Origin of the sequence: Nostoc sp. PCC 9305, from assembly GCF_963920915.1 — a bacterium.
Taxonomy (GTDB): domain Bacteria; phylum Cyanobacteriota; class Cyanobacteriia; order Cyanobacteriales; family Nostocaceae; genus Nostoc.
In genome coordinates this window covers 13,725-32,451 of record NZ_CAWUDN010000091.1, presented here as the reverse complement: position 1 = coordinate 32,451, position 18,727 = coordinate 13,725, and the positions used below count along the sequence as shown (strand labels likewise).

Genomic DNA, 18,727 nt, shown 5'->3' with positions numbered 1-18,727 from the left:
TCTGACTCATACTCTTGACAAAATCCCTAAGAGATCGAATGAAACAGCCCTGCTTTATAAGGGGGGATTAAGGGGGGTAATTCACTGAGGAGCGAAACGCAACCTACATTGGAGTTATTTTTTAGGCAAACCTACGCAGTATTGACACAGGTGGGATTTCGCTGATTCTACACATGGTCAGATGAAATATTTCCGCCAAGTTTCTTATCTTGGGATTACAGCTTAGAGTTGCTACTCCGTTCAGCTCAAAGATGGAAAAAACACCAGGAGTATAACTTGAGTCCTACTATGGATTTAAATTCTTTGTTGAATCTCAATACATTTATTGAATTATTACTGGGGATTAGTTTGAGCGCGGCGGCTGGCTTTCGAGTATTTGTACCACTGCTAGCATTGAGTGTGGCTTCAGTTTTTGGACATTTTGATTTGCCGACTAACTTCGATTGGCTGGAATCACCTCAAGCTGTAATTGTATTTGCTGCCGCTTGTTCGCTAGAAATTATCGGTTATTACATTCCTTGGTTGGATCATCTGCTGGATATTGTAGCCACACCTGCGGCATTTATCGCCGGGACAATTGTCACAGCATCCGTTGCTCCAGAGATGAATCCACTGGTGCAATGGACGTTAGCTTTAGTTGCTGGTGGTGGAACCGCAGGATTGACTCAGGGATTAACGAATATATTGCGGATAAGTTCTACTGGCGTTTCCGGTGGATTAACCAATCCAGTTGTGTCAACCATTGAGTTGCTCATTGCAATCGGACTGTCTGTGCTGGCGCTAGCTTTACCAGTGGTAGCAGGAGTGATTGTGATTGGTTTTTTAATAATAGCTATTCAAAGAATCTGGAGTTTCTTCTTGAATAAACCATCTTCTCAAATTAACGAAACCGTCTCTCCATCAAGAGAATTGGGATAAGTAGTTATGGATTGGTTTTATAGCTGCGACGTTGAATAGCCCATCGTAGACATCACAATTATAAAGCGATCATAGTTTTCGGGTGTGTTAGAGAATCGTAGGTTGGGTTGAGGAACGAAACCCAACATTTACAGTGGTTTTTGACGCTAACCCAAGCGTATTGATTTATTCAAATGCAAATACTTCGTCGTAAATATCATTTTCAGGGCTTACCCAATCCTGATAAGCCTGAGACTCAATAGCATGATTAACAGATTTTTCGCCATTCTTGAAAGAAAGAGCTAAATCAAGCAATGTTGATAACTGCTCATCATTCAGTTTTTCAATCAGACTTAGAAGTTCTTGACGAATATTCATGGAATTGCCGACTGCTAACTATATTCAATGTATGCCATAAAGCGATCGCCTGTAGTGTTGGTAGTGCCGCAGCTACGCCCGTCCTAGATATCGCAATTATAAAGCGATCGTGGTCGTAGTGGCGTGGCAAGGCTAAAATGTTGCAAAAAATTGTAGGTTGGGTGGAGGCTTTGCGTAACCCAACATATATCAGGATGTTGGGTTACGCTCCGCTCCACCCAACCTACGCCTAATGCACTTCGTGAATGAGTCTTTTAACTTCGTGAATGAGTCTTTGAACTCCGTGAACGAGTCTTTTATACTCGTTAACGAGTCTTTTATACTCGTTAACGAGTCTTTTATCTCCGTTAACGAGTCTTTTATCTCCGTTAACGAGTCTTTTAGCTCCGTTAATGAGTCTTTGAACTCCGTTAATGAGTCTTTGAACTCCGTTAATGAGTCTTTGAACTCCGTTAACGAGTCTTTGAACTCCGTTAACGAGTCTTTGAACTCCGTTAACGAGTCTTTTAGCTCCGTTAACGAGTCTTTTATACTCGTGAATGAGTGAATGTTATTGCGAGGGTAGCAATATCTACGACGGGTTACACCTACGCACTCTGCTAATTTAAACATTACAGCCATTTCTACGCAGATAGAACACATTAATCTAGCCGCACTCCCCATAACCTGCGATACACTAAGCTGGTAAATATCGCTACAGAGTTGGTGAGGTTTGCTGATGACAAACGAAGAACTGTTGCAAATTATTGAAAAAGCTGCCAGAGAAAAGGAAACGGTGCTAAACCTCAATCACACTCAACTCAGCAATCTGCCACCAGAAATCAGTCAACTCTCCAACTTGACAAAGCTAAACCTCGATAACAATCAACTCAGCAGCCTGCTACCAGAAATCAGCCAACTCTCCAACTTGACTCACCTATACCTCGATAAAAATCAACTCAGCAGCCTGCCGCCAGAAATCAGCCAACTCTCCAACTTGACTGAGCTATCCCTTGAGAACAATCAATTCAGCAGCCTGTCGCCAGAAATTAGCCAACTCTCCAACTTGATTGAGCTATCCCTCTCTGGTAATCAATTCAGCAGCCTGCCGCCAGGAATCAGCCAACTCTACAACTTGACATGGCTAAACCTCGATAACAATCAACTCAGCAGCCTGTCGCCAGAAATCAGCCAACTTTCCAACTTGACTGAGCTATTCCTCTGTGGTAATCAACTCAGCAGCCTACCGCCAGAAATCAGCCAACTCTCAAACTTGACTGACCTATTCCTCTCTGGTAATCAATTCAGCAGCCTACCGCCAGAAATCAGCCAACTCTCAAACTTAATATTGCTAGACCTCTCTTGTAATCAACTTAGCAGTCTACCGCCAGAAATCAGCCAACTCTCCAACTTGGAATGGCTAGACCTCCCTGGCAATCAACTTAGCAGTCTACCGCCAGAAATCAGCCAACTCTCAAACTTAATATGGCTAGACCTCTCTTACAATCAACTCAGCAGCCTGCCGCCAGAAATCAGCCAACTCTCAAACTTGACAAGCCTATCCCTCAAGAACAATCCACAATTAAGCTCGCCGCCGCCTGAAATTGTTGAGCAGGGAACGGAGGCAATTTTGACCTACCTTCGAGCTAGGTTAGAAGCTAAAGGATAATATCTTTCTAAGCTGCTAGTAGTTGGTGAAGAGAATGTGGGTAAAACATCATTAACAGCGCTACACGATGAAGACTTTGACACCCACCAATCCACTACCCACGGCATTGAAATTAAATAGCTTTTAACAGCACCATTGCAGGGATTATCAAGGTATATTTGACTAGAATTAAGGTATTATAGCGATTATTATTTAGATACCATAAGCGGTAGGGGTTTACAGAAGTGCGCCTCTACAACTGACACGCCAGTTTAGCTATAAATTAATATCTACCGTTTTACGGGTATTAGAAAAATGAAGTTTACAGACTGGGTGACTAGAGTGCTACTAATCTGGCTGATGTTCGCCACTCTAATTGTAGTGCTGCTAATTGGACGAGCAACAAAATTACACAACAATCCGACAACCTCCCGTGCAGCCAATCCACAGGTTACAGTTTTCAGTAAATATCCCCAGGCGCAATTTCAATCAGCGAAAGAGCCAGAGAAGAAATTTCAAAATGTTATCAAGTCCCCAGTCAAGACTAACCAGCCTCTAGCAAGGTACATAACCACTCAAGCTTTTGCACAGTATAGACCTAATTATCAAGTTGCTTCAGTTGACCCAAGTAACTATGGTGAACGTTACACCCAAGATGTTAATGGCATTCCTCTCAGCAACCAACCAATTATCGTCATCCATGAAACTGGTTATTCAGCTTCTAGCGCTATCAATTTCTTTCAAGTAGCTCATACTGATGAAGGTGTGCAAGCAAGTTACCACGCCTTAATCAAGTTAGACGGAACGGTAGTTTATCTAGTACCGCCAGACAAGCGGGCTTTTGGTGCAGCTAACTCAGTATTTGATGGTTCTCAGGGAGTGGAAACTGTGCAGACTAATCCGACTTTACCCGCGTCTGTGAATAATTTTGCTTATCACGTCTCTTTGGAAACACCGCCAGATGGTTATGACGCTAGTAGTCAACAAACCCATAGCGGCTACACGGAGGCTCAATATCATTCTCTTGCTTGGTTAATTGCTCAAAGTCAAGTTCCAGACGATCGCATCACTACGCACCATTTAGTAGACCGTTCTGGTAAAAAAGTTGACCCGATAAATTTTGATGGTCAGAAATTTCTCAGCTTGCTTAATACTTATCGTCAGGTTAGACCAATCTATCGAGTCAGCAAATAAATTATTCCATCTTGTGGGGTGAGCTGCCATATTTTGCCCTCACCCCCAGCCCCTCTCCCACACTTGCTATCCATTAGTCACATCTTTCTTTACAATCTTGAAACCTATGCTCTATAGCCGTCTTAGACACTGAATAGTTAGGCATACTTGACAAATTCGCTTTTAATATTCTCGCTAAAACTGCGTTTTTATTGAGAATAAACAACGAACCAATAAGGGTTATAAAAGCCTGAGTGAATACTCTCACGAATGTTAAGAAAGATCCGGGTAATGGATAGCCCACACTTGGGAGAGGGGAGCAAATTCTCTAGTTCCCCTTCTCCCAACATGGGAGAAGGGGTTAGGGGATGAGGGCTGCCTTTAATTTTAAATTGTTAACTTGCTCAAGAAGGCGCGATCGCGTCAAAATAAGAGTTAAGACGCTGTAATCTAACTTAACAATGACCATAACGCAGCTTGAGCAAATTTCCCCTCAACTAACACCGCCAAATGAGCGGGGATATGAATATGATTTGGTAATTGTCGGCGGTGGGATTATTGGGTTAACTCTAGCCTCTGCTTTAAAAGATTCTGGTTTGAGTATCTTGCTAATTGAGGCGAAAGTGGCATCAGCGGCGGTAGCCAAGGGACAAGCCTATGCAGTTCACAAACTTTCGTCGCTAATTTATCAAGGAATTGGCGTTTGGGACAAAATGTTGCCTCAAATTGCCAAGTATTGCCGAGTCCGTCTTTCAGATGCCGATCATCCCGATGTGGTGGAATTTACCACAGATGATATAAATACAGCAGAGTTGGGTTATGTGGCGGAACACCAAGCTCTGTTGCAGCCGTTGCAAGATTTCGTCCAAAATTGCCCCAATGTGACTTATTTGTGTCCGGCGGAAGTGGTAAATACACAATACCAGCAGAATATAGTCACAATCGAGATAAAAATTGCCGATCGCCTAAAGACAGTTCGCAGCAAATTAGTTGTAGCAGCAGATGGATCGCGATCGCCAATTCGCCAAGCTGCTGGAATCAAAACTTCGGGCTGGAAATATTGGCAATCTTGCATCGTCGCCTTTGTCAAACCAGAAAAGCCCCACAATAACACCGCTTACGAAAGATTTTGGTCTAGCGGCCCCTTTGCGATTTTACCTTTACCGGGGAACCGTTGCCGCATTGTCTGGACAGCCCCCCATGAAGAAGCAAAAGCTTTGTGTGCTTTAAATGACGAGCAATTTTTGGCAGAACTAACCCGTCGCTATGGCGATCAAATGGGGAAACTGGAATTACTAGGCGATCGCTTTGTTTTCCAGGTACAACTCATGCAAAGCGATCGCTACGTTCTCCCGCGACTGGCATTAATTGGTGATGCGGCACACAATTGCCATCCCGTTGGTGGACAAGGTTTAAATTTGGGCATTCGGGATGCAGCAGCTTTAGCGCAAGTAATTCAAGCAGCGCACAAGGCGGGTAAAGATATTGGCAATATTCAGATTCTCAAAGGTTATGAACGCTGGCGCAAGCTAGAGAATCTGACAATTTTAGGTTTCACCGATTTGTTAGATCGGATGTTTTCTAATAATTTCTTCCCTGTGGTGGTAGTTCGTCGCTTGGGTTTATGGTTCTTGCAGCGAGTACCGATATTAAAAGTATTTATGCTGAAATTGATGATTGGTTTAAAGGGGCGGACTCCAGAATTAGCAAAACGCTAAGGCTTGAGAATGTCATGGAGGAAGACAAAGAGAAAACCTCATAGACAAATCTATGTCCTGCAAAAAGAAACGATCGCGATCGCTGATACAGCCAATTTCAAGGAAAGTAAAACACACAACGATTCGCCTCAAAGCCGCGTATAAAGTCTGTCTGACTCCTGAATTCTGACTCCTGAATTCTGCTGTACTTTTTAAATTTGCAAAAAGTTAGCGATCGCTTGCGGTAATGGCAGAATAATTACAATCAACAAAGCCATTGCCAGTAACCCCCAAACGTCACGTTTGTTATCCAGTTCAGTGACATCATTCAGCGCAGGTTCATCAATCAACGGCATAAATAATAAAATAATCGCCCACACCAAAAATTCTTCCCGAACTAAAGAAAGTAACAGCAACAACACGCGAGCAATTTGACCAATTACGATCGCAGTTCGTTGTCCAAACATCGCATGGACAATGTGACCTCCATCTAATTGTCCCACAGGCATTAAATTTAACGCTGTGACAATTAGTCCTAAAAAACCTGCTACTGCAACTGGATGCAAATCGAGGGCTGATTTTGCTGTTAACTGACTTCCCAAAGCTAACTTCGAGAGTATAGCCAGTAAAATTGAATACTTGGGATTGAGAGCATCAGGATTTAAAAGTCGGGTTTTTTCAGTCAGCGAAACTATATCAGAATGAGCCAAACCCCATATTAGTAATGGCAAGGTAATAACAAAACCTGCAATTGGCCCAGCGATACTAATATCAAATAAAGCTTTGCGGTTAGGAATGGGGCTACGCATCTGAATAAATGCCCCAAAAGTTCCCAAGAAGAAAGGCACGGGAATAAAGTAAGGCAACGTCGAGCGAATCTTGTAGAATTTAGCTGTCAAATAATGCCCAAGTTCGTGAGTACCCAAAATAGCCATCAGCCCTAAAGCATAAGGCAATCCCTTGAATAGGACATCTGGGTTAGATAGAAGCTTGAACAAAGATCCAATTTGCCAGATAGGCGGCAGAGTAACACCAGCATTTTCCACTCCCACCAAGGTAGTAGTGATCAAAGTAGCTGCTAGCAGCATCAGCGCTAATCCTGGTCGAGTTAAGCGTTCTTGGTCGCGTCGTGGTGTATTTCTCTCTTTAGCAGCTTGAACGTTAGGAACCAACACAAAGAAAGGTTTCTCATTTAAACCTTCTTGAAAAATCAGCAAGAAGCGATCGCCAAATTGTGCTTCAATATTAGTTTTAATCTGCTGGTAAGCGTTGCTGGCTTGAGTTCGCAACTGACCCCGGCAAATCACAGATTGTGGACGATACTCAATATTTTGAACGTAGTATACAGACCAAGGAAAACAATTTCGTAGTTGAGTTTCTTCGGCTGGTTCAATGGGACGCACTATTGGTTCTGGGGTAGGCTGGATAGTCGGTTGTGATTCTGAGGCTGGGGTTTGGGCTTCGGTCTGTGTATCTCTTGGTACTTGACGCCCCCATTGAAACAACATCCAGTACAAGACTGTGCAGACAAATACCGACCAGAGGATCAGCCCTGGTGGTGGAGGTTGTTTCGCCCCGTAGATTAGCGTCCATCCACTCAACAGCAATGCTGGTGTCATTAAAACCAGCCACAACAACCATACTGGTGTGCGGGTAATGAGAGCAACACTGCGCTGCACCATTAGATAAGTAGCTAGCCCCAGCAGGAGGATAAACAGAAACCAAAATGCCATGTTCTCTTCAGTAATTTTGACAAAACGCCCCACCAGTAGCTTCAGCACCATAGCATTAACTACAAGGCAGACCTCAAATCCCAATTTTCTTCACAATGGTTAACAGTGCTGGTTAATGCTCAAGTTGCAATTCTTGAGAATTTCCGTACTGTAATCAAATTGTCCACAACTCCTCAGTTTCGGTTCTTTGATTATGTGCCCTTTACCTCAACAGCCAAGTCATACAACTAAGCCACCACGGGCTGTCTTCCCGGACGAAGTACTCAGCGGAGGTTCTCTGCAATCGGACTTCGCACAAGAGAGCATTTTTGCTTTTCCACCCAATCGGGACACATTAGGGGGAACCTCTTATTTTATTGTAAGAAATGAAGGCAATATCCTCATAGATTGCCCTGCACTAGAAAAAACAAATCAAGATTTTTTAGCAGCACATGGAGGCGTGCGTTGGTTATTTATCACCCATCGCGGCGCCATTGGCAAGACTGCTGAATTTCAGCAAGACTTTGGCTGCGAGGTGCTGATTCAAGAGCAAGAAGCATATTTATTACCAGGCTTAACAGTAACTACCTTTAAACAAGAATTTACTCTTGATGCAGCTACACAAGCGATTTGGACACCAGGACATTCTCCCGGCTCATCTTGTCTCTACTACAGTGAATTTGGAGGTATATTATTTTCTGGTCGTCATTTACTCCCTAACCAGCACGGTCAAGCAGTACCATTACGGACAGCTAAAACCTTTCACTGGCCAAGACAAATTCAGAGCATTCGATTATTGTTAGAACGTTTTACACCAGAAACTCTCAAGTATATTTGTCCTGGAGCTAATACAGGCTTTCTTAGAGGTAAGCGATTCATAGATCGAGCTTATCAACACCTCACCTCTCTGGATTTACCAACTTTGCTGGGGATACAACCATTTTAGAGGCAGCATGGCTGTTGAGAACCGCAAGGATGAAATTTGGTCAATATTATTACAGCACAGCAGTTTTCATGTATTTGAATCATACCTGAATGGCACTAAGTTAAGATATAGCCCTTGCCCTAACTGGTTCCCAGCCTCCAGGCTGGGAATCCATCCTGGGAGGCTCTGCCTCTGGGAACACATTCCCAGTCTTCAGACTGGAAACGAGACAATATCTAAAAGCTTGTTTTAGGCTGGCTTTCACGTTAAGTTGACACCAATGCAAGGCCTTGCGCTCCTGCTAATCAAGATTTAAGTTAAGCGTGAGTGCAAGGCTACAATAACTCGGTGATGGAAAATAACCGTTGTCGGTCTATTTGCTGAAGCTTGATTTTTTCAGCGTAAAAAGCCTGATAATAATATTGATACCGCTCTGGTTCCGCTTCTGGATCGGTTTGTTGCCATAGTTCCAAAAAGTGACGATAGCGTTTTTCAAGCATCACTAAATCCATACAAGCGATCGCAGCTTGAACTACTTGCGGAGTCCGCAGTATTTCTTTCTGGTTTTTTTCATCCACATGAAATAAATGGGAAATTAACCCAATTTCGCTGTCAAATTCTAAGAACCGATCTTGGAGACGGGAAATTAAATTTGGTAGAGACGAAAAATTTTGCGTCTCTCCATCACCGGATGAAATTTCTAAAATCTGTTGCCATAAAAATCGGTGATGAGAAAGACTAAATTGCAAATCTCGCTCCTCAAGTTCGTCAACAATCATTTGACGCTGTTCGGGACAATGCAAGTAAATTCTCAATAATAATGCCTCTGCGTGTTCTAAAAGGCTACGTTCTATCGGGAGTGGGGAGTTGGGACTTGTACTGAGCGTAGCCGAAGTAATGGAGAGTGGGGATTTGCCACTTCCCCATGCTTTCTTCGCTGATACGGGCTTAGAATATGTCGCCGCAGCTGGAGCAATTTGAGTTAGCAGATTTTCGACTCTTAGGGGTATAAGTCTGGTATCTCCTAAGCTGAGTATTTCTGCACAGTAAGAAACGTAATAGTTGCGTGTATCGCTGTTAGCTATATTTTTAAGTAATTTGACTATTTGCTGAGTTACTTGCTGAAAATCAGTAGCCTGTTTTAAGTCTCGGTCTTGAATAATTTGTTGAATCTGCCAGTCTAGCCAAAGTGGCGCATTTTTTAGCAATTCTCCATAATCTTCTGGAGTGTGGCTATGCAAGTATTCATCAGCATCTTTACCATCGGGTAAATTGAGAATTTTTAGTTGAACTTCGCCCTTGTATGCCAGTTCGGCAATTTCACCAATCGCCCGTTCGGTTGCATTGGTTCCGGCTTTATCAGCATCAAAGTTGAGTACTAATTGTTTCGATTCGGTATAGCGTAATATTAACCGGACTTGTTCTAAGCTTAAAGCTGTACCGAGTGAGGCAATGGCGTTATTAATACCAGTAGCGTGGAGAGCGATCGCATCAAAATATCCCTCTACCACCACGGCTCGATCGAGTTTAGAAATTCCATCTTTGGCTCGATCGAGGGCAAATAAGGTTTTACCTTTACTAAAAAGTTCGGTTTCGGGTGAATTCAGATATTTAGGTTGTTCATCAGTGAGAGTTCTCCCACCAAAGGCAATAACGCGCCCTTGGACATCGCGGATGGGAATCATCAAGCGATCGCGAAATACATCATAATACCCACCCCCTTCTCGGCGTGGCTTAATCAATCCCGCTTTTTCCAGTATTTGCACTGGGTAATGTTTATCTTCCACTAAATAACGATAGAGAGTTTCCCAACCTGCGGGGGCAAAACCTAAACCAAATTGCTGTATAGTTTCTTCTTTAAGTTGGCGGTTAGATTGCAAATATTGAAGTGCTTTTTGCCCTTGGGATTGTCTCAAGGCGTGTTGATAAAACTGTGCTGAAGAAGCCAGAACTTCATATAACTGCTCGCGCAAAGATAGCTGACGCTGTAATTCTTGGCGTTGTTCGGGTTCGAGAGTTTGCACGGGTACTTGGTAACGCCGTGCTAAATCCAGTACCACATCAGCAAAAGAACGCTTTCCCAACTCCATGACAAATTTAATAGCATTTCCCCCAGCTTGACAGCCAAAGCAATAGTACATTTGCTTGGTTTGACTAACGGTGAAACTGGGAGATTTCTCGTCATGAAAAGGGCACAAACCGACGAAATCCTTTCCTCGTTTGCGTAAAACTACGTATTCCGAGACGACATCTACAATATCAGCCCGTAGTTTAACTTCCTCAATTGTGTCTGGGTGCAAGCGGGGGATTTGCATATATTAGTCATTAGTCATTGGTCATTAGTCATTGGTCATTAACTTTGGAGAAATAACAAAGGATAAATGACTTTTGGCTTCTGATGGCTATTATATTCTTGTTGCTAGACCAAGAATGATGTATAGAATTGCTTAGACTTAATTTTATCAGAGGAAATACTGAAAATGGGGCGTATTTTTATATCAGCAGCTCATGGAGGCAAAGAAGCGGGAGGAATAGATCAAGGTGCGATCGCAGGTGGTACAAGTGAAGCAAAAGAAATGATTTTGCTGCGGGATTTGATTGTTACGGAACTGAGAGCGCGGAGTTTGGAAATTTTGGCGGTTCCTGATGACTTGAGCGCCGCCCAAACTATCACCTGGATCAATTCTCGCGGTCGCCGGGGTGATGTCGCCCTAGAAATTGCAGCTAATGCGGCTAGCAGCCCTTCTGTGCGTGGGGCTAGCATTTTCTACATTGCTAATAATAGCGATCGCAAGAGCAATGCCGAACAGTTGCTAGTGGGATTGTTGCGCCGCGTACCCCAATTACCAAATCGGGGAGTCAAGCCAGATACAGATAGTGGATTGGGTAGTTTAGCATTCTGTCGTCAGACAACGCTGCCAGCTTTGGTGATGCAAGTGGGGTTTCTCAGCAATCCAGAGGATCGGGCTTTGCTGCAAACTCGTCGCCGCGATTTTGCTTTAGGAATTGTCGATGGATTGGTAACTTGGAGTCGTGTAATTGACCCCACTCCTGGAACTCCAGTAGAAGCAAATTATCCACCTATTAATATTAATATTAATGGACAAAGTTACACAGAACAAGGAGTTTTAGTTAATGGTAATGCTTACATCCCCATTGATTTAGTAGACCTTCTACGAATTGACCTTTCAAAAGCAGCTAATGTCAATAAAATTACCTATCACAAAATAGTTTATGTCAAAGCGATCGAGCTGCGAGATTTTAATGTTGCAGTTAATTGGGATGCGGCAACGCGTACTGTCAGCTTGCGCTCGAATTTGATGGTTTGCCCTGGTCAATTTTCGCGGGTGATGTCGAACGGGAATACTTCCGAAGTACAGTTACAATTATTTCTCAGAAACAATAATGAAAATGCCTTAACAAAGTTTCCTGATATCCCAAAACTGTATCGGGAAGAAGCAGGTATAGAAGGAGTGAACTATGATATTGCCTTTTGCCAAATGTGTGTAGAAACGGGATTTTTACGGTTTGGTGGTGATATTAAACCTGAGCAAAATAACTTTGCAGGCTTAGGTGCGATCGGTGGCGGTTCGGAGGCTGCATCTTTTCCAAGTGCCAGAATTGGAGTCAGGGCGCACATCCAACATTTGAAAGCTTACGCCAGTTTAGAACCTTTGGTACAAGAAGTCGTAGATCCAAGGTTTCGTTTTGTCACACGCGGGATTGCGCCATTAATCGATCAGCTATCAGGGCGGTGGTCAGCAGATTTGGATTATAGTACAAAGATTTCAGCAATGCTCAAACGATTATATGAATCAGCAGGACTTCTTTGAGTCAGGAAAGGAAAATTACTCAGGTTCTGCACAGTGCGATCGCCTATGGTGGGCGGAACGCGATCGCAAACACGATCTGCTTCAGCTGTTTTTGATTAACCGTTGATTCCACAAACTTAGTTGCAATAGCTTCACCATTTCGCCAACGTTCTTCATAGTTGGGGATATATAGCAAATTTCAACGTTGTGAGATACAGAAATACTCCAGCCGCATATTGCTGTAAACATTGGTTTACTTTTTGCCAGTCAAAACGATCAAGCATTAACCATTGGCGTAGTTCGTATATCTCTTCAATATTGTCAGGAGTATCACCTTAGTCCGTAATTTAACTGCACAAGTTTGCTATGTATTTTACTGAGTATTTCTGCTTTGATTCCAGCAGTCTAAAAATATAGTTTGGTGAACAAGTTGCTACCCATCCTTTGGTTCGCACTCACCCGAATACTGGCAAGAAAATTCTCTTCTTAAATGCTGCTAGCGAGGTAGATATAGTCCTGAAGCGAACCGCACAGCAGCAGAATGCTGAAGAGGTGACAAAGCAGACTGGATAAAAGCGATCGCTTTTAGCCCAGACGGCAAAACTCTCTTCACCTCAGTGGTAGCCAGGATGAAGCCATTAACTGTTGGGATCTTGCTATAGGGAAATGTTAGACAATTTTGCGGCCAACCCGTCCCAATAAAGGCGCGATCTTTACAGACGTTAAAGGGTTGACTGAGGCAGAAATCTTAACTTTAAAAGCTTTAGAGGCGGTAGAGGTGAATTCAAGTTGTTCAATGGCTGTCAACTTTCGCTAAATTGGAAAAAGGAAAACTCAAGGGAATTTTAAATGTCAGCACAATTGTTACTGGTGGATGATGAACCAGGGATACGGGAAGCCGTGAAAGACTATTTGCAAGAGAGCGGTTTCAGCGTTCAAGTCGCCAGTAACGCCCTTGAAGGTTGGGAATGGATGCAGATGAATACACCTGACTTAGTGATTTCCGATGTGATGATGCCTCAAGTGGATGGCTATCAGTTCCTGAAGCAACTACGGGAAGACCCCCGTTTCCAAGCACTACCGGTAGTATTTTTAACTGCTAAAGGTATGACAGGCGATCGCATTCAAGGTTATCACGCTGGTGTTGATGCCTATCTACCCAAACCCTTCGATCCAGACGAGTTAGTGGCTATAGTCGAAAATTTGCTAGCCCGTCGCGCTGCTAAGGCTGCGAGTACGGGAGATGACGCTGAAACCCCCGATCTTGCTGAACTAGCCAATCAGATTGCCCAAATAAAGGCATTGTTAACTCAAAGAAATGCCATTTCCCAATCGCCAGCCCCTTTTAAAATTGATTTGACTCCCAGAGAACAAAGTGTTTTAAATTTGGTCGCAGAAGGGTTGATGAACAAAGAAATCGCCCGTCGCTTAGAAACCAGCGTCCGTAATGTAGAAAAATACGTCAGCCGTTTGTTTAGTAAAACCGGTACCAATAGCCGTACAGAGTTAGTTCGTTTTGCTCTCGAACACGGCCTTGCTAAATAGGCATTGGGAATTGGGCACAAGGGGCAGAGGTGCGGAGGGACAGAGGGGAAAGACTTAGTGCTACTTCTCCTCTGCTCCCCTGCTCCCCTGCTCTTGCGTAATCGGTAATAGCTAACTGGCTGCTAAACCATGACCTACTACCAGTAATAGATAAAACATAAGTATTTCTGCAAATCAGGCACTTAGCTTAAGCAAAAAGCTAAAATAAAGGTTATTTATTTTACTTTTGTCCTTTAGATTTTCATTTGATTTGCGCCTGTTATCCGATTCCCCATCTGTAAAGACACAGGGTTTTATTATTCTGCAATGTTTTGATAAAAACTCGGTAAAATGCACCCGGCTGAATTTGCTTTCAGATTCTACCAGTACCCTTTGCTACAAAGTTTTTAATAGCGGAAACTGTTCCTGGGACTTTGTGCTGCTAAATAAGACTTTCACAAGGTAGAAATCAAAATATTTGATGAAATCTACTGACTGCTTAGTTTTTATGGCAACGGGGGTATGGGATCAACATTTGATTTGATGCCCAATTCACGTTTTTCATTACTTAAATTACACCTTTAGGTTGGAGAATTTTCCGCTACATTACGCAAGCGCATTAGCTGACGCCGCATTTGAGGCGAGGCTTTAAACTCAGATACTTCCTGGGCTTTAACGGACGCTTGGAGCGTTTCTAGAAAGTCATCAGAACCTTCGGTTAAAGCATCAAGTAGCACCTGTAAGAGTTGCTCGCGATCGCTCAATAGACTCTTTTCCTCAATCAACCGGAATTTGAGATGTATTTCACACTCATAAACACCTACTTCGAGATTATTTATCTGGCGTGGTAATGCTTTGGAGTTCATAACTATTGAGATTCCTTTACTTGGTTGTCATGAGGGTAAGGAGGTAGATGTCCAGCAAAATTCTTTATATCTCTTTTGAATCCAAAGTGCTTGAATTAAGAATTTTTCTTCATCAATCACCTTTGTATTCCATTTCACTCTCCTGTGGTGTATTTTCAAGCTAGATTTTCAGTGTGTAGATTTTGACGTTTTTGTGCCAGATGTAGCTTATGGTAAGCCATAACTATTATTCAGTTTTTAAGATTCTACACAATAAAGTTTCTGTAAGAAGTTGTTCAACCTTTTTAAAGGTTTTTACATCAACTTTATGTGAACGTCAATAACAGTTTGACTTGTTACTCTAATTTTGGTGTTTATACGTAAGTAAAACCGCTTAACTTTTTTGAGTTTCTTAAAGCCAGCAGTCGATGTAGCGCTATTGCGTGAAATTACTTGATGTACGTTTTTTGCGATAAAAAATTCAGGATAAATTGCTCGGCATAATTATTAATGTCAAAACTTTTGTTCTCCATAAAAAAAGTACACAGATCAAATTATTCCTGCTGAGTGCCTTATCCTACCGTCTTTTAGACTTAATCAAGCCCAAAAATCTTAGCAGTAAGTCAGATTCGTAGACTAAATGAAAATACTCTATCAATTAATTTTTACAGAAAAATAATTCGACTACTGTCAGTACTAGCAGTTAAATATATCTTCAACTCATAACAGTAGTAGCAAACTCATCAGTAAAGGTGATATTTTTACTTATGACCATTCAATGTACCCTTTGAAAACAGCATTCAAAGCTTTTAAATTGAAAGCATTCAAGCTCGGATATAACGTCTACAATAATTTCAGTGTAATCCACGCAAATCTTACACCTTTTTATGGATAACCCGATGCTGCTCAAGTCCACAACCCGGCACATCCGCATTTTTGCAGGTGAAATTGACCGGGATGGCGATCTAGTTCCTAGTCAACAAGTCTTAACCTTAGATGTTGACCCAGATAACGAATTTAATTGGAATGAAGATGCACTGCAAAAAATTTATCGAAAATTTGATGAACTAGTAGAAGCATCTAGTGGCGCAGACCTCACGGACTACAACTTGCGCCGTGTGGGGTCAGACTTAGAACATTATCTGCGATCGCTTCTGCAACTCGGCGAAGTCAGCTACAATCTTTCTGCCCGTGTTACTAATTACAGCATGGGAGTCCCTCAAGTTGCCATTGACGACAAACAATAAGCCAATGAGTTGGTAGCGGGCTGCCCAAACCCTTCTGTACAAAGAGTGCTGAGTTAAAAGTGTTTCGGCTTAGAGTGGAAAAATTCATAAGTCTACTTCTTAACTCAGCACTGGCTAACCCCGCCGCTGCCACTAACAGCAGTTCTCAAGAGATTCTTAGAGTCACTGCATTTATCAGGTACTTTTGCCAAAATTAATATTTGCTATTCTTAATTCTTAAATTAAAGTTAATTCTTGCTATCCTACTTATAAACTAAATAAATACCAATATTCTCTGTCTGTTAATGATGGGGTAATTTCGCAAAAACAAATCGCGCAGTTATGCTTGGGTTATGCTGTGGTGACAGGGTTGGAGTTAGTTGCTTTGGCGATGGAGAGTCACAGGGCAATAGAAGCTATGATTAGGCTGTAGGGTTGAGTTAGGAGCGTATTTTTTGGATTCGGATAAAGTATTAGCACCTGCTGATATCCGCCAGCTAAAATCATCATCTAAAGTCTGGGTATGTCAAGTTTAAGAAAGATGAGCGGTCTAGATTGTCCCTACTAATGCTATTAAAGAAATTGCCAATCGCTGATCGGTGCGAAAACTATGGAAAATGACGCGGCAACGCTCTACTGTCCAAACGAAAATTGTCAGGCTGCCAACCCCCTGACTCACAAGTTTTGCCAGCGATGTTCGACGCCTCTACCCAAAAATTATCTCTGGGCTGTGGTAGATAGCCCAAGCGTGGGTAGCCCTGGAGAAATATTAGCCGATCGCTATTTAATCCTTGATAAATTTCTTCTTTTAGATACGAAGCCTGGTTTATTAGCGCTAACGCCTGAGTTAGATAATTTGCAGCCTCTAAAAGCGTACCTGAGACTGATTCCTTACCGTCTACACGTACCGCAGGTATATGGAGTGCTTTTTGTTGCTGACGGGTCTTCCCACCGAGAAATATTACTCTTAGAAAAACCGCCACTATTAGTAGATGACACTATCCAACAAGTACATTTGGGCAGCGAGTTAACCACCGCTTGGCGTGATGCAACATCGATGCGCCAACTAAATTGGTTATGGCAAATAGCTCATCTGTGGCAACCTCTAGTAAGTGAAGGTGTCGCTTCTAGCTTACTTGACTCTGATGTATTACGGGTAGAAGGATCGTTAGTCCGGTTGTTAGAATTGCGTTTTGACAGCGCCACATCACCAGAATTACCCCAATTAGGTGAATTTTGGCAGCAGTTGGTCAGCACTGCCAAACCAGCGATCGCGGAATTTGTCAATCGCATTAGCCTGGCTTTAATTCAGGGAGAGATTAATTCCACCGATCAATTAATCGGAGTTTTAGATCGGGGACTGGCTGGGTTAGGGCGATCGCAAACACCCACGATCCAAATTATCACCAAAACCGACACCGGGCCCAGTCGTCAACGTAACGAAGATGCCTGTAGTCCCCCCAGTGGAACTCCAGTGAGCAAACCACCCCAGCCAACAGCCTTAGCAATTGTCTGTGATGGCATCGGTGGACACGAGGGTGGCAATGTCGCCTCAAATTTAGCCATTGAAACCATCCAACAGCAGGTACAGCAACTAACAAAGGTTCCTTACGACCACATAGACCCTGAAATGCTGCTGAATGACCTAGATAAGGCAGTAGCAATGGCCAATGACAAAATTAGTCAACGCAATGACAGTGAAAATCGCCAAGGGCGTCAACGCATGGGCACGACTTTAGTCATGGCATTGCCTGTTGCTCATGAAATGTACATTACCCACGTCGGCGATAGTCGTGCCTACTGGATTACACGCCACGGCTGTTATCAAGTTACCCTTGATGATGATGTCGCCTCCCGCGAAGTGCGACTAGGTTATGCCATTTACCGCGAGGCAGTACAACAGAGTGCCGCTGGCTCTCTCGTCCAAGCTTTGGGGATGGGTTCTAGCACTTCATTGCATCCCACATCGGGACGGTTTATGCTCGATGAAGATGCTGTTTTCCTGCTCACATCCGATGGTTTGAGTGACTTCGATCGGGTAGAAGAGTACTGGGAAACAGAAATCTTGCCGATTTTAGCTGGAGAAGCAAATATAGCAACTGTTGCCGATCGATTAGTCGAAATTGCTAATACTAAAAATGGACACGATAATGTCACCGTCGCTTTAGTTCACTATCAAGTCCAATATTGGGAACCAGAAATCACCATCCAAGCAGTGATTCCCCAGAGTTATTCTGCCAAAACTGTTGATTTAGCATCCAGAGGAACAGATGCGACAGTTTTAGGCAGCCCAAACCACAAAACTCAGGTGATTCCAGACACTGAGCCTGCTAAATCTCGCCAATTCCCCCTACAGTGGATAGTTCCATTAATATTTGTGCTAGCAGCAGGTTTTTTAGGATTGTTCGTCAGGCAACTGCGAGGAACCTCTCCAATTTTTTCCAATCCATTACAGACTCAAAATCCTACCATCGAAGCGACACCTACACTGCGATCGCTGGCTAATCTTTCTCCTGGTTGGGTAATTAAAACTAATAATGACATCTCCTTGGGAAACAACCAATCACTTCCCCGTGGGACTTTTTTAGAAGTTATGGAGAAAAAATCAAATCCAAATCCTGCTTCTGGGAGTTTTTTGGTGTCTATGCGAGTCTGTGCTAATAAAAGTACACAAATTCCAGCTAATACTAATAATCCTGCTGTAACTACCTCAGTTCCACCAAATTCAAAACCTTTGCCAGCAACAGTATTGCTAAACTCCTCCCAAGTCAACCGTTTTGGCATTGTTTTACAATCAGACGCACCAAATCCATGTAGAACTGTCACGCAACCGCCAGTTACCGAACCATCTGACACCAGTCCAACTTAATCAAATACTCGATAAACTGGTAAAAACCTGGAATAATAACAG

General features: G+C 42.9%; 19 protein-coding genes. 13 read left to right on the top strand and 6 right to left on the bottom strand.

The features are described 5' to 3' along the window. The first annotated feature begins 288 nt into the window (after positions 1-288). Positions 289-918, top strand: a complete 630-nt coding sequence (locus tag ACM0OX_RS26905) for a DUF4126 domain-containing protein (protein WP_414517993.1) — start codon at positions 289-291, stop codon at positions 916-918. A gap of 165 nt (positions 919-1,083) precedes the next feature. On the opposite strand, the gene ACM0OX_RS26900 is transcribed toward ACM0OX_RS26905, so the two are convergent. The 3 genes from ACM0OX_RS26900 to ACM0OX_RS26890 form a co-directional block, all read right to left on the bottom strand. Beyond that, the gene (locus ACM0OX_RS26900) at positions 1,084-1,275 is read right to left on the bottom strand and encodes a hypothetical protein (RefSeq protein WP_414517992.1); all 192 of its coding nucleotides are present in this window, start codon (positions 1,273-1,275) and stop codon (positions 1,084-1,086) included. Then, the gene (locus ACM0OX_RS26895; RefSeq protein ID WP_414517991.1) at positions 1,241-1,405 is read right to left on the bottom strand and encodes a hypothetical protein; all 165 of its coding nucleotides are present in this window, start codon (positions 1,403-1,405) and stop codon (positions 1,241-1,243) included. The genes ACM0OX_RS26900 and ACM0OX_RS26895 overlap by 35 nt, the downstream gene beginning before the upstream one ends. 99 nt (positions 1,406-1,504) lie before the next feature. Further along, the gene (locus ACM0OX_RS26890; RefSeq protein ID WP_414518000.1) at positions 1,505-1,816 is read right to left on the bottom strand and encodes a hypothetical protein; all 312 of its coding nucleotides are present in this window, start codon (positions 1,814-1,816) and stop codon (positions 1,505-1,507) included. Between the two features lie 177 nt (positions 1,817-1,993). Between ACM0OX_RS26890 and ACM0OX_RS26885 the strand changes: the two genes are divergently transcribed. The 5 genes from ACM0OX_RS26885 (at position 1,994) to ACM0OX_RS26865 (ending at position 5,937) form a co-directional block, all read left to right on the top strand. Then, a complete protein-coding gene (locus ACM0OX_RS26885) occupies positions 1,994-2,923 on the top strand; it encodes a leucine-rich repeat domain-containing protein (RefSeq protein ID WP_414517990.1) in 930 nt (309 codons plus the stop codon). Positions 2,924-2,935: 12 nt separating this feature from the next. Then, a complete protein-coding gene (locus ACM0OX_RS26880) occupies positions 2,936-3,043 on the top strand; it encodes a hypothetical protein (protein WP_414517998.1) in 108 nt (35 codons plus the stop codon). A 174-nt stretch (positions 3,044-3,217) separates the two neighbouring features. Further along, entirely contained in the window at positions 3,218-4,096 is an 879-nt protein-coding gene (locus ACM0OX_RS26875; protein ID WP_414517988.1) for an N-acetylmuramoyl-L-alanine amidase, read from the top strand. Positions 4,097-4,536: 440 nt separating this feature from the next. Then, a complete protein-coding gene (locus ACM0OX_RS26870; RefSeq protein WP_414517987.1) occupies positions 4,537-5,793 on the top strand; it encodes an FAD-dependent hydroxylase in 1,257 nt (418 codons plus the stop codon). Positions 5,794-5,802: 9 nt separating this feature from the next. Then, positions 5,803-5,937 carry a hypothetical protein gene (locus ACM0OX_RS26865; protein ID WP_414517986.1) on the top strand — a complete coding sequence of 45 codons (135 nt, stop codon included), beginning with the start codon at positions 5,803-5,805 and terminating at the stop codon, positions 5,935-5,937. 47 nt (positions 5,938-5,984) lie between these two features. Here ACM0OX_RS26865 and ACM0OX_RS26860 read toward each other — a convergent pair whose 3' ends face one another. Then, positions 5,985-7,505 carry a site-2 protease family protein gene (locus ACM0OX_RS26860; protein WP_414517996.1) on the bottom strand — a complete coding sequence of 507 codons (1,521 nt, stop codon included), beginning with the start codon at positions 7,503-7,505 and terminating at the stop codon, positions 5,985-5,987. 193 nt (positions 7,506-7,698) lie between these two features. Between ACM0OX_RS26860 and ACM0OX_RS26855 the strand changes: the two genes are divergently transcribed. Beyond that, on the top strand, positions 7,699-8,430 hold the full coding sequence (locus tag ACM0OX_RS26855; RefSeq protein ID WP_414517984.1) for an MBL fold metallo-hydrolase: 732 nt from the start codon (positions 7,699-7,701) through the stop codon (positions 8,428-8,430). Between the two features lie 314 nt (positions 8,431-8,744). Here the strand turns inward: ACM0OX_RS26855 and dnaG are convergent, their stop codons facing one another. Then, entirely contained in the window at positions 8,745-10,724 is a 1,980-nt protein-coding gene (dnaG, locus tag ACM0OX_RS26850; protein ID WP_414517983.1) for a DNA primase, read from the bottom strand. Between the two features lie 165 nt (positions 10,725-10,889). On the opposite strand from dnaG, the gene ACM0OX_RS26845 reads away from it, so the two are divergent. The 4 genes from ACM0OX_RS26845 to ACM0OX_RS26830 all read left to right on the top strand — a co-directional run bounded on the left by ACM0OX_RS26845 (position 10,890) and on the right by ACM0OX_RS26830 (position 13,766). Further along, positions 10,890-12,242 carry an N-acetylmuramoyl-L-alanine amidase gene (locus ACM0OX_RS26845; RefSeq protein WP_414517982.1) on the top strand — a complete coding sequence of 451 codons (1,353 nt, stop codon included), beginning with the start codon at positions 10,890-10,892 and terminating at the stop codon, positions 12,240-12,242. Further along, the gene (locus tag ACM0OX_RS26840; RefSeq protein WP_414518002.1) at positions 12,220-12,348 is read left to right on the top strand and encodes a hypothetical protein; all 129 of its coding nucleotides are present in this window, start codon (positions 12,220-12,222) and stop codon (positions 12,346-12,348) included. The genes ACM0OX_RS26845 and ACM0OX_RS26840 overlap by 23 nt, the downstream gene beginning before the upstream one ends. A 317-nt stretch (positions 12,349-12,665) precedes the next feature. After that, a complete protein-coding gene (locus ACM0OX_RS26835; protein ID WP_414517981.1) occupies positions 12,666-12,794 on the top strand; it encodes a hypothetical protein in 129 nt (42 codons plus the stop codon). Positions 12,795-13,070: 276 nt separating this feature from the next. Continuing rightward, complete coding sequence (locus tag ACM0OX_RS26830) at positions 13,071-13,766, top strand: response regulator transcription factor (RefSeq protein ID WP_094328649.1); 696 nt, start codon at positions 13,071-13,073, stop codon at positions 13,764-13,766. A gap of 560 nt (positions 13,767-14,326) precedes the next feature. On the opposite strand, the gene ACM0OX_RS26825 is transcribed toward ACM0OX_RS26830, so the two are convergent. Further along, entirely contained in the window at positions 14,327-14,611 is a 285-nt protein-coding gene (locus tag ACM0OX_RS26825; RefSeq protein WP_094350942.1) for an Npun_R1517 family heterocyst differentiation transcriptional regulator, read from the bottom strand. Between the two features lie 866 nt (positions 14,612-15,477). Between ACM0OX_RS26825 and ACM0OX_RS26820 the strand changes: the two genes are divergently transcribed. Next, positions 15,478-15,837, top strand: a complete 360-nt coding sequence (locus tag ACM0OX_RS26820) for an NAD(P)H-quinone oxidoreductase subunit M (protein WP_094350943.1) — start codon at positions 15,478-15,480, stop codon at positions 15,835-15,837. A 589-nt stretch (positions 15,838-16,426) separates the two neighbouring features. Beyond that, the gene (locus tag ACM0OX_RS26815; RefSeq protein WP_414517979.1) at positions 16,427-18,685 is read left to right on the top strand and encodes a protein phosphatase 2C domain-containing protein; all 2,259 of its coding nucleotides are present in this window, start codon (positions 16,427-16,429) and stop codon (positions 18,683-18,685) included. Positions 18,686-18,727 lie beyond the last annotated feature (42 nt).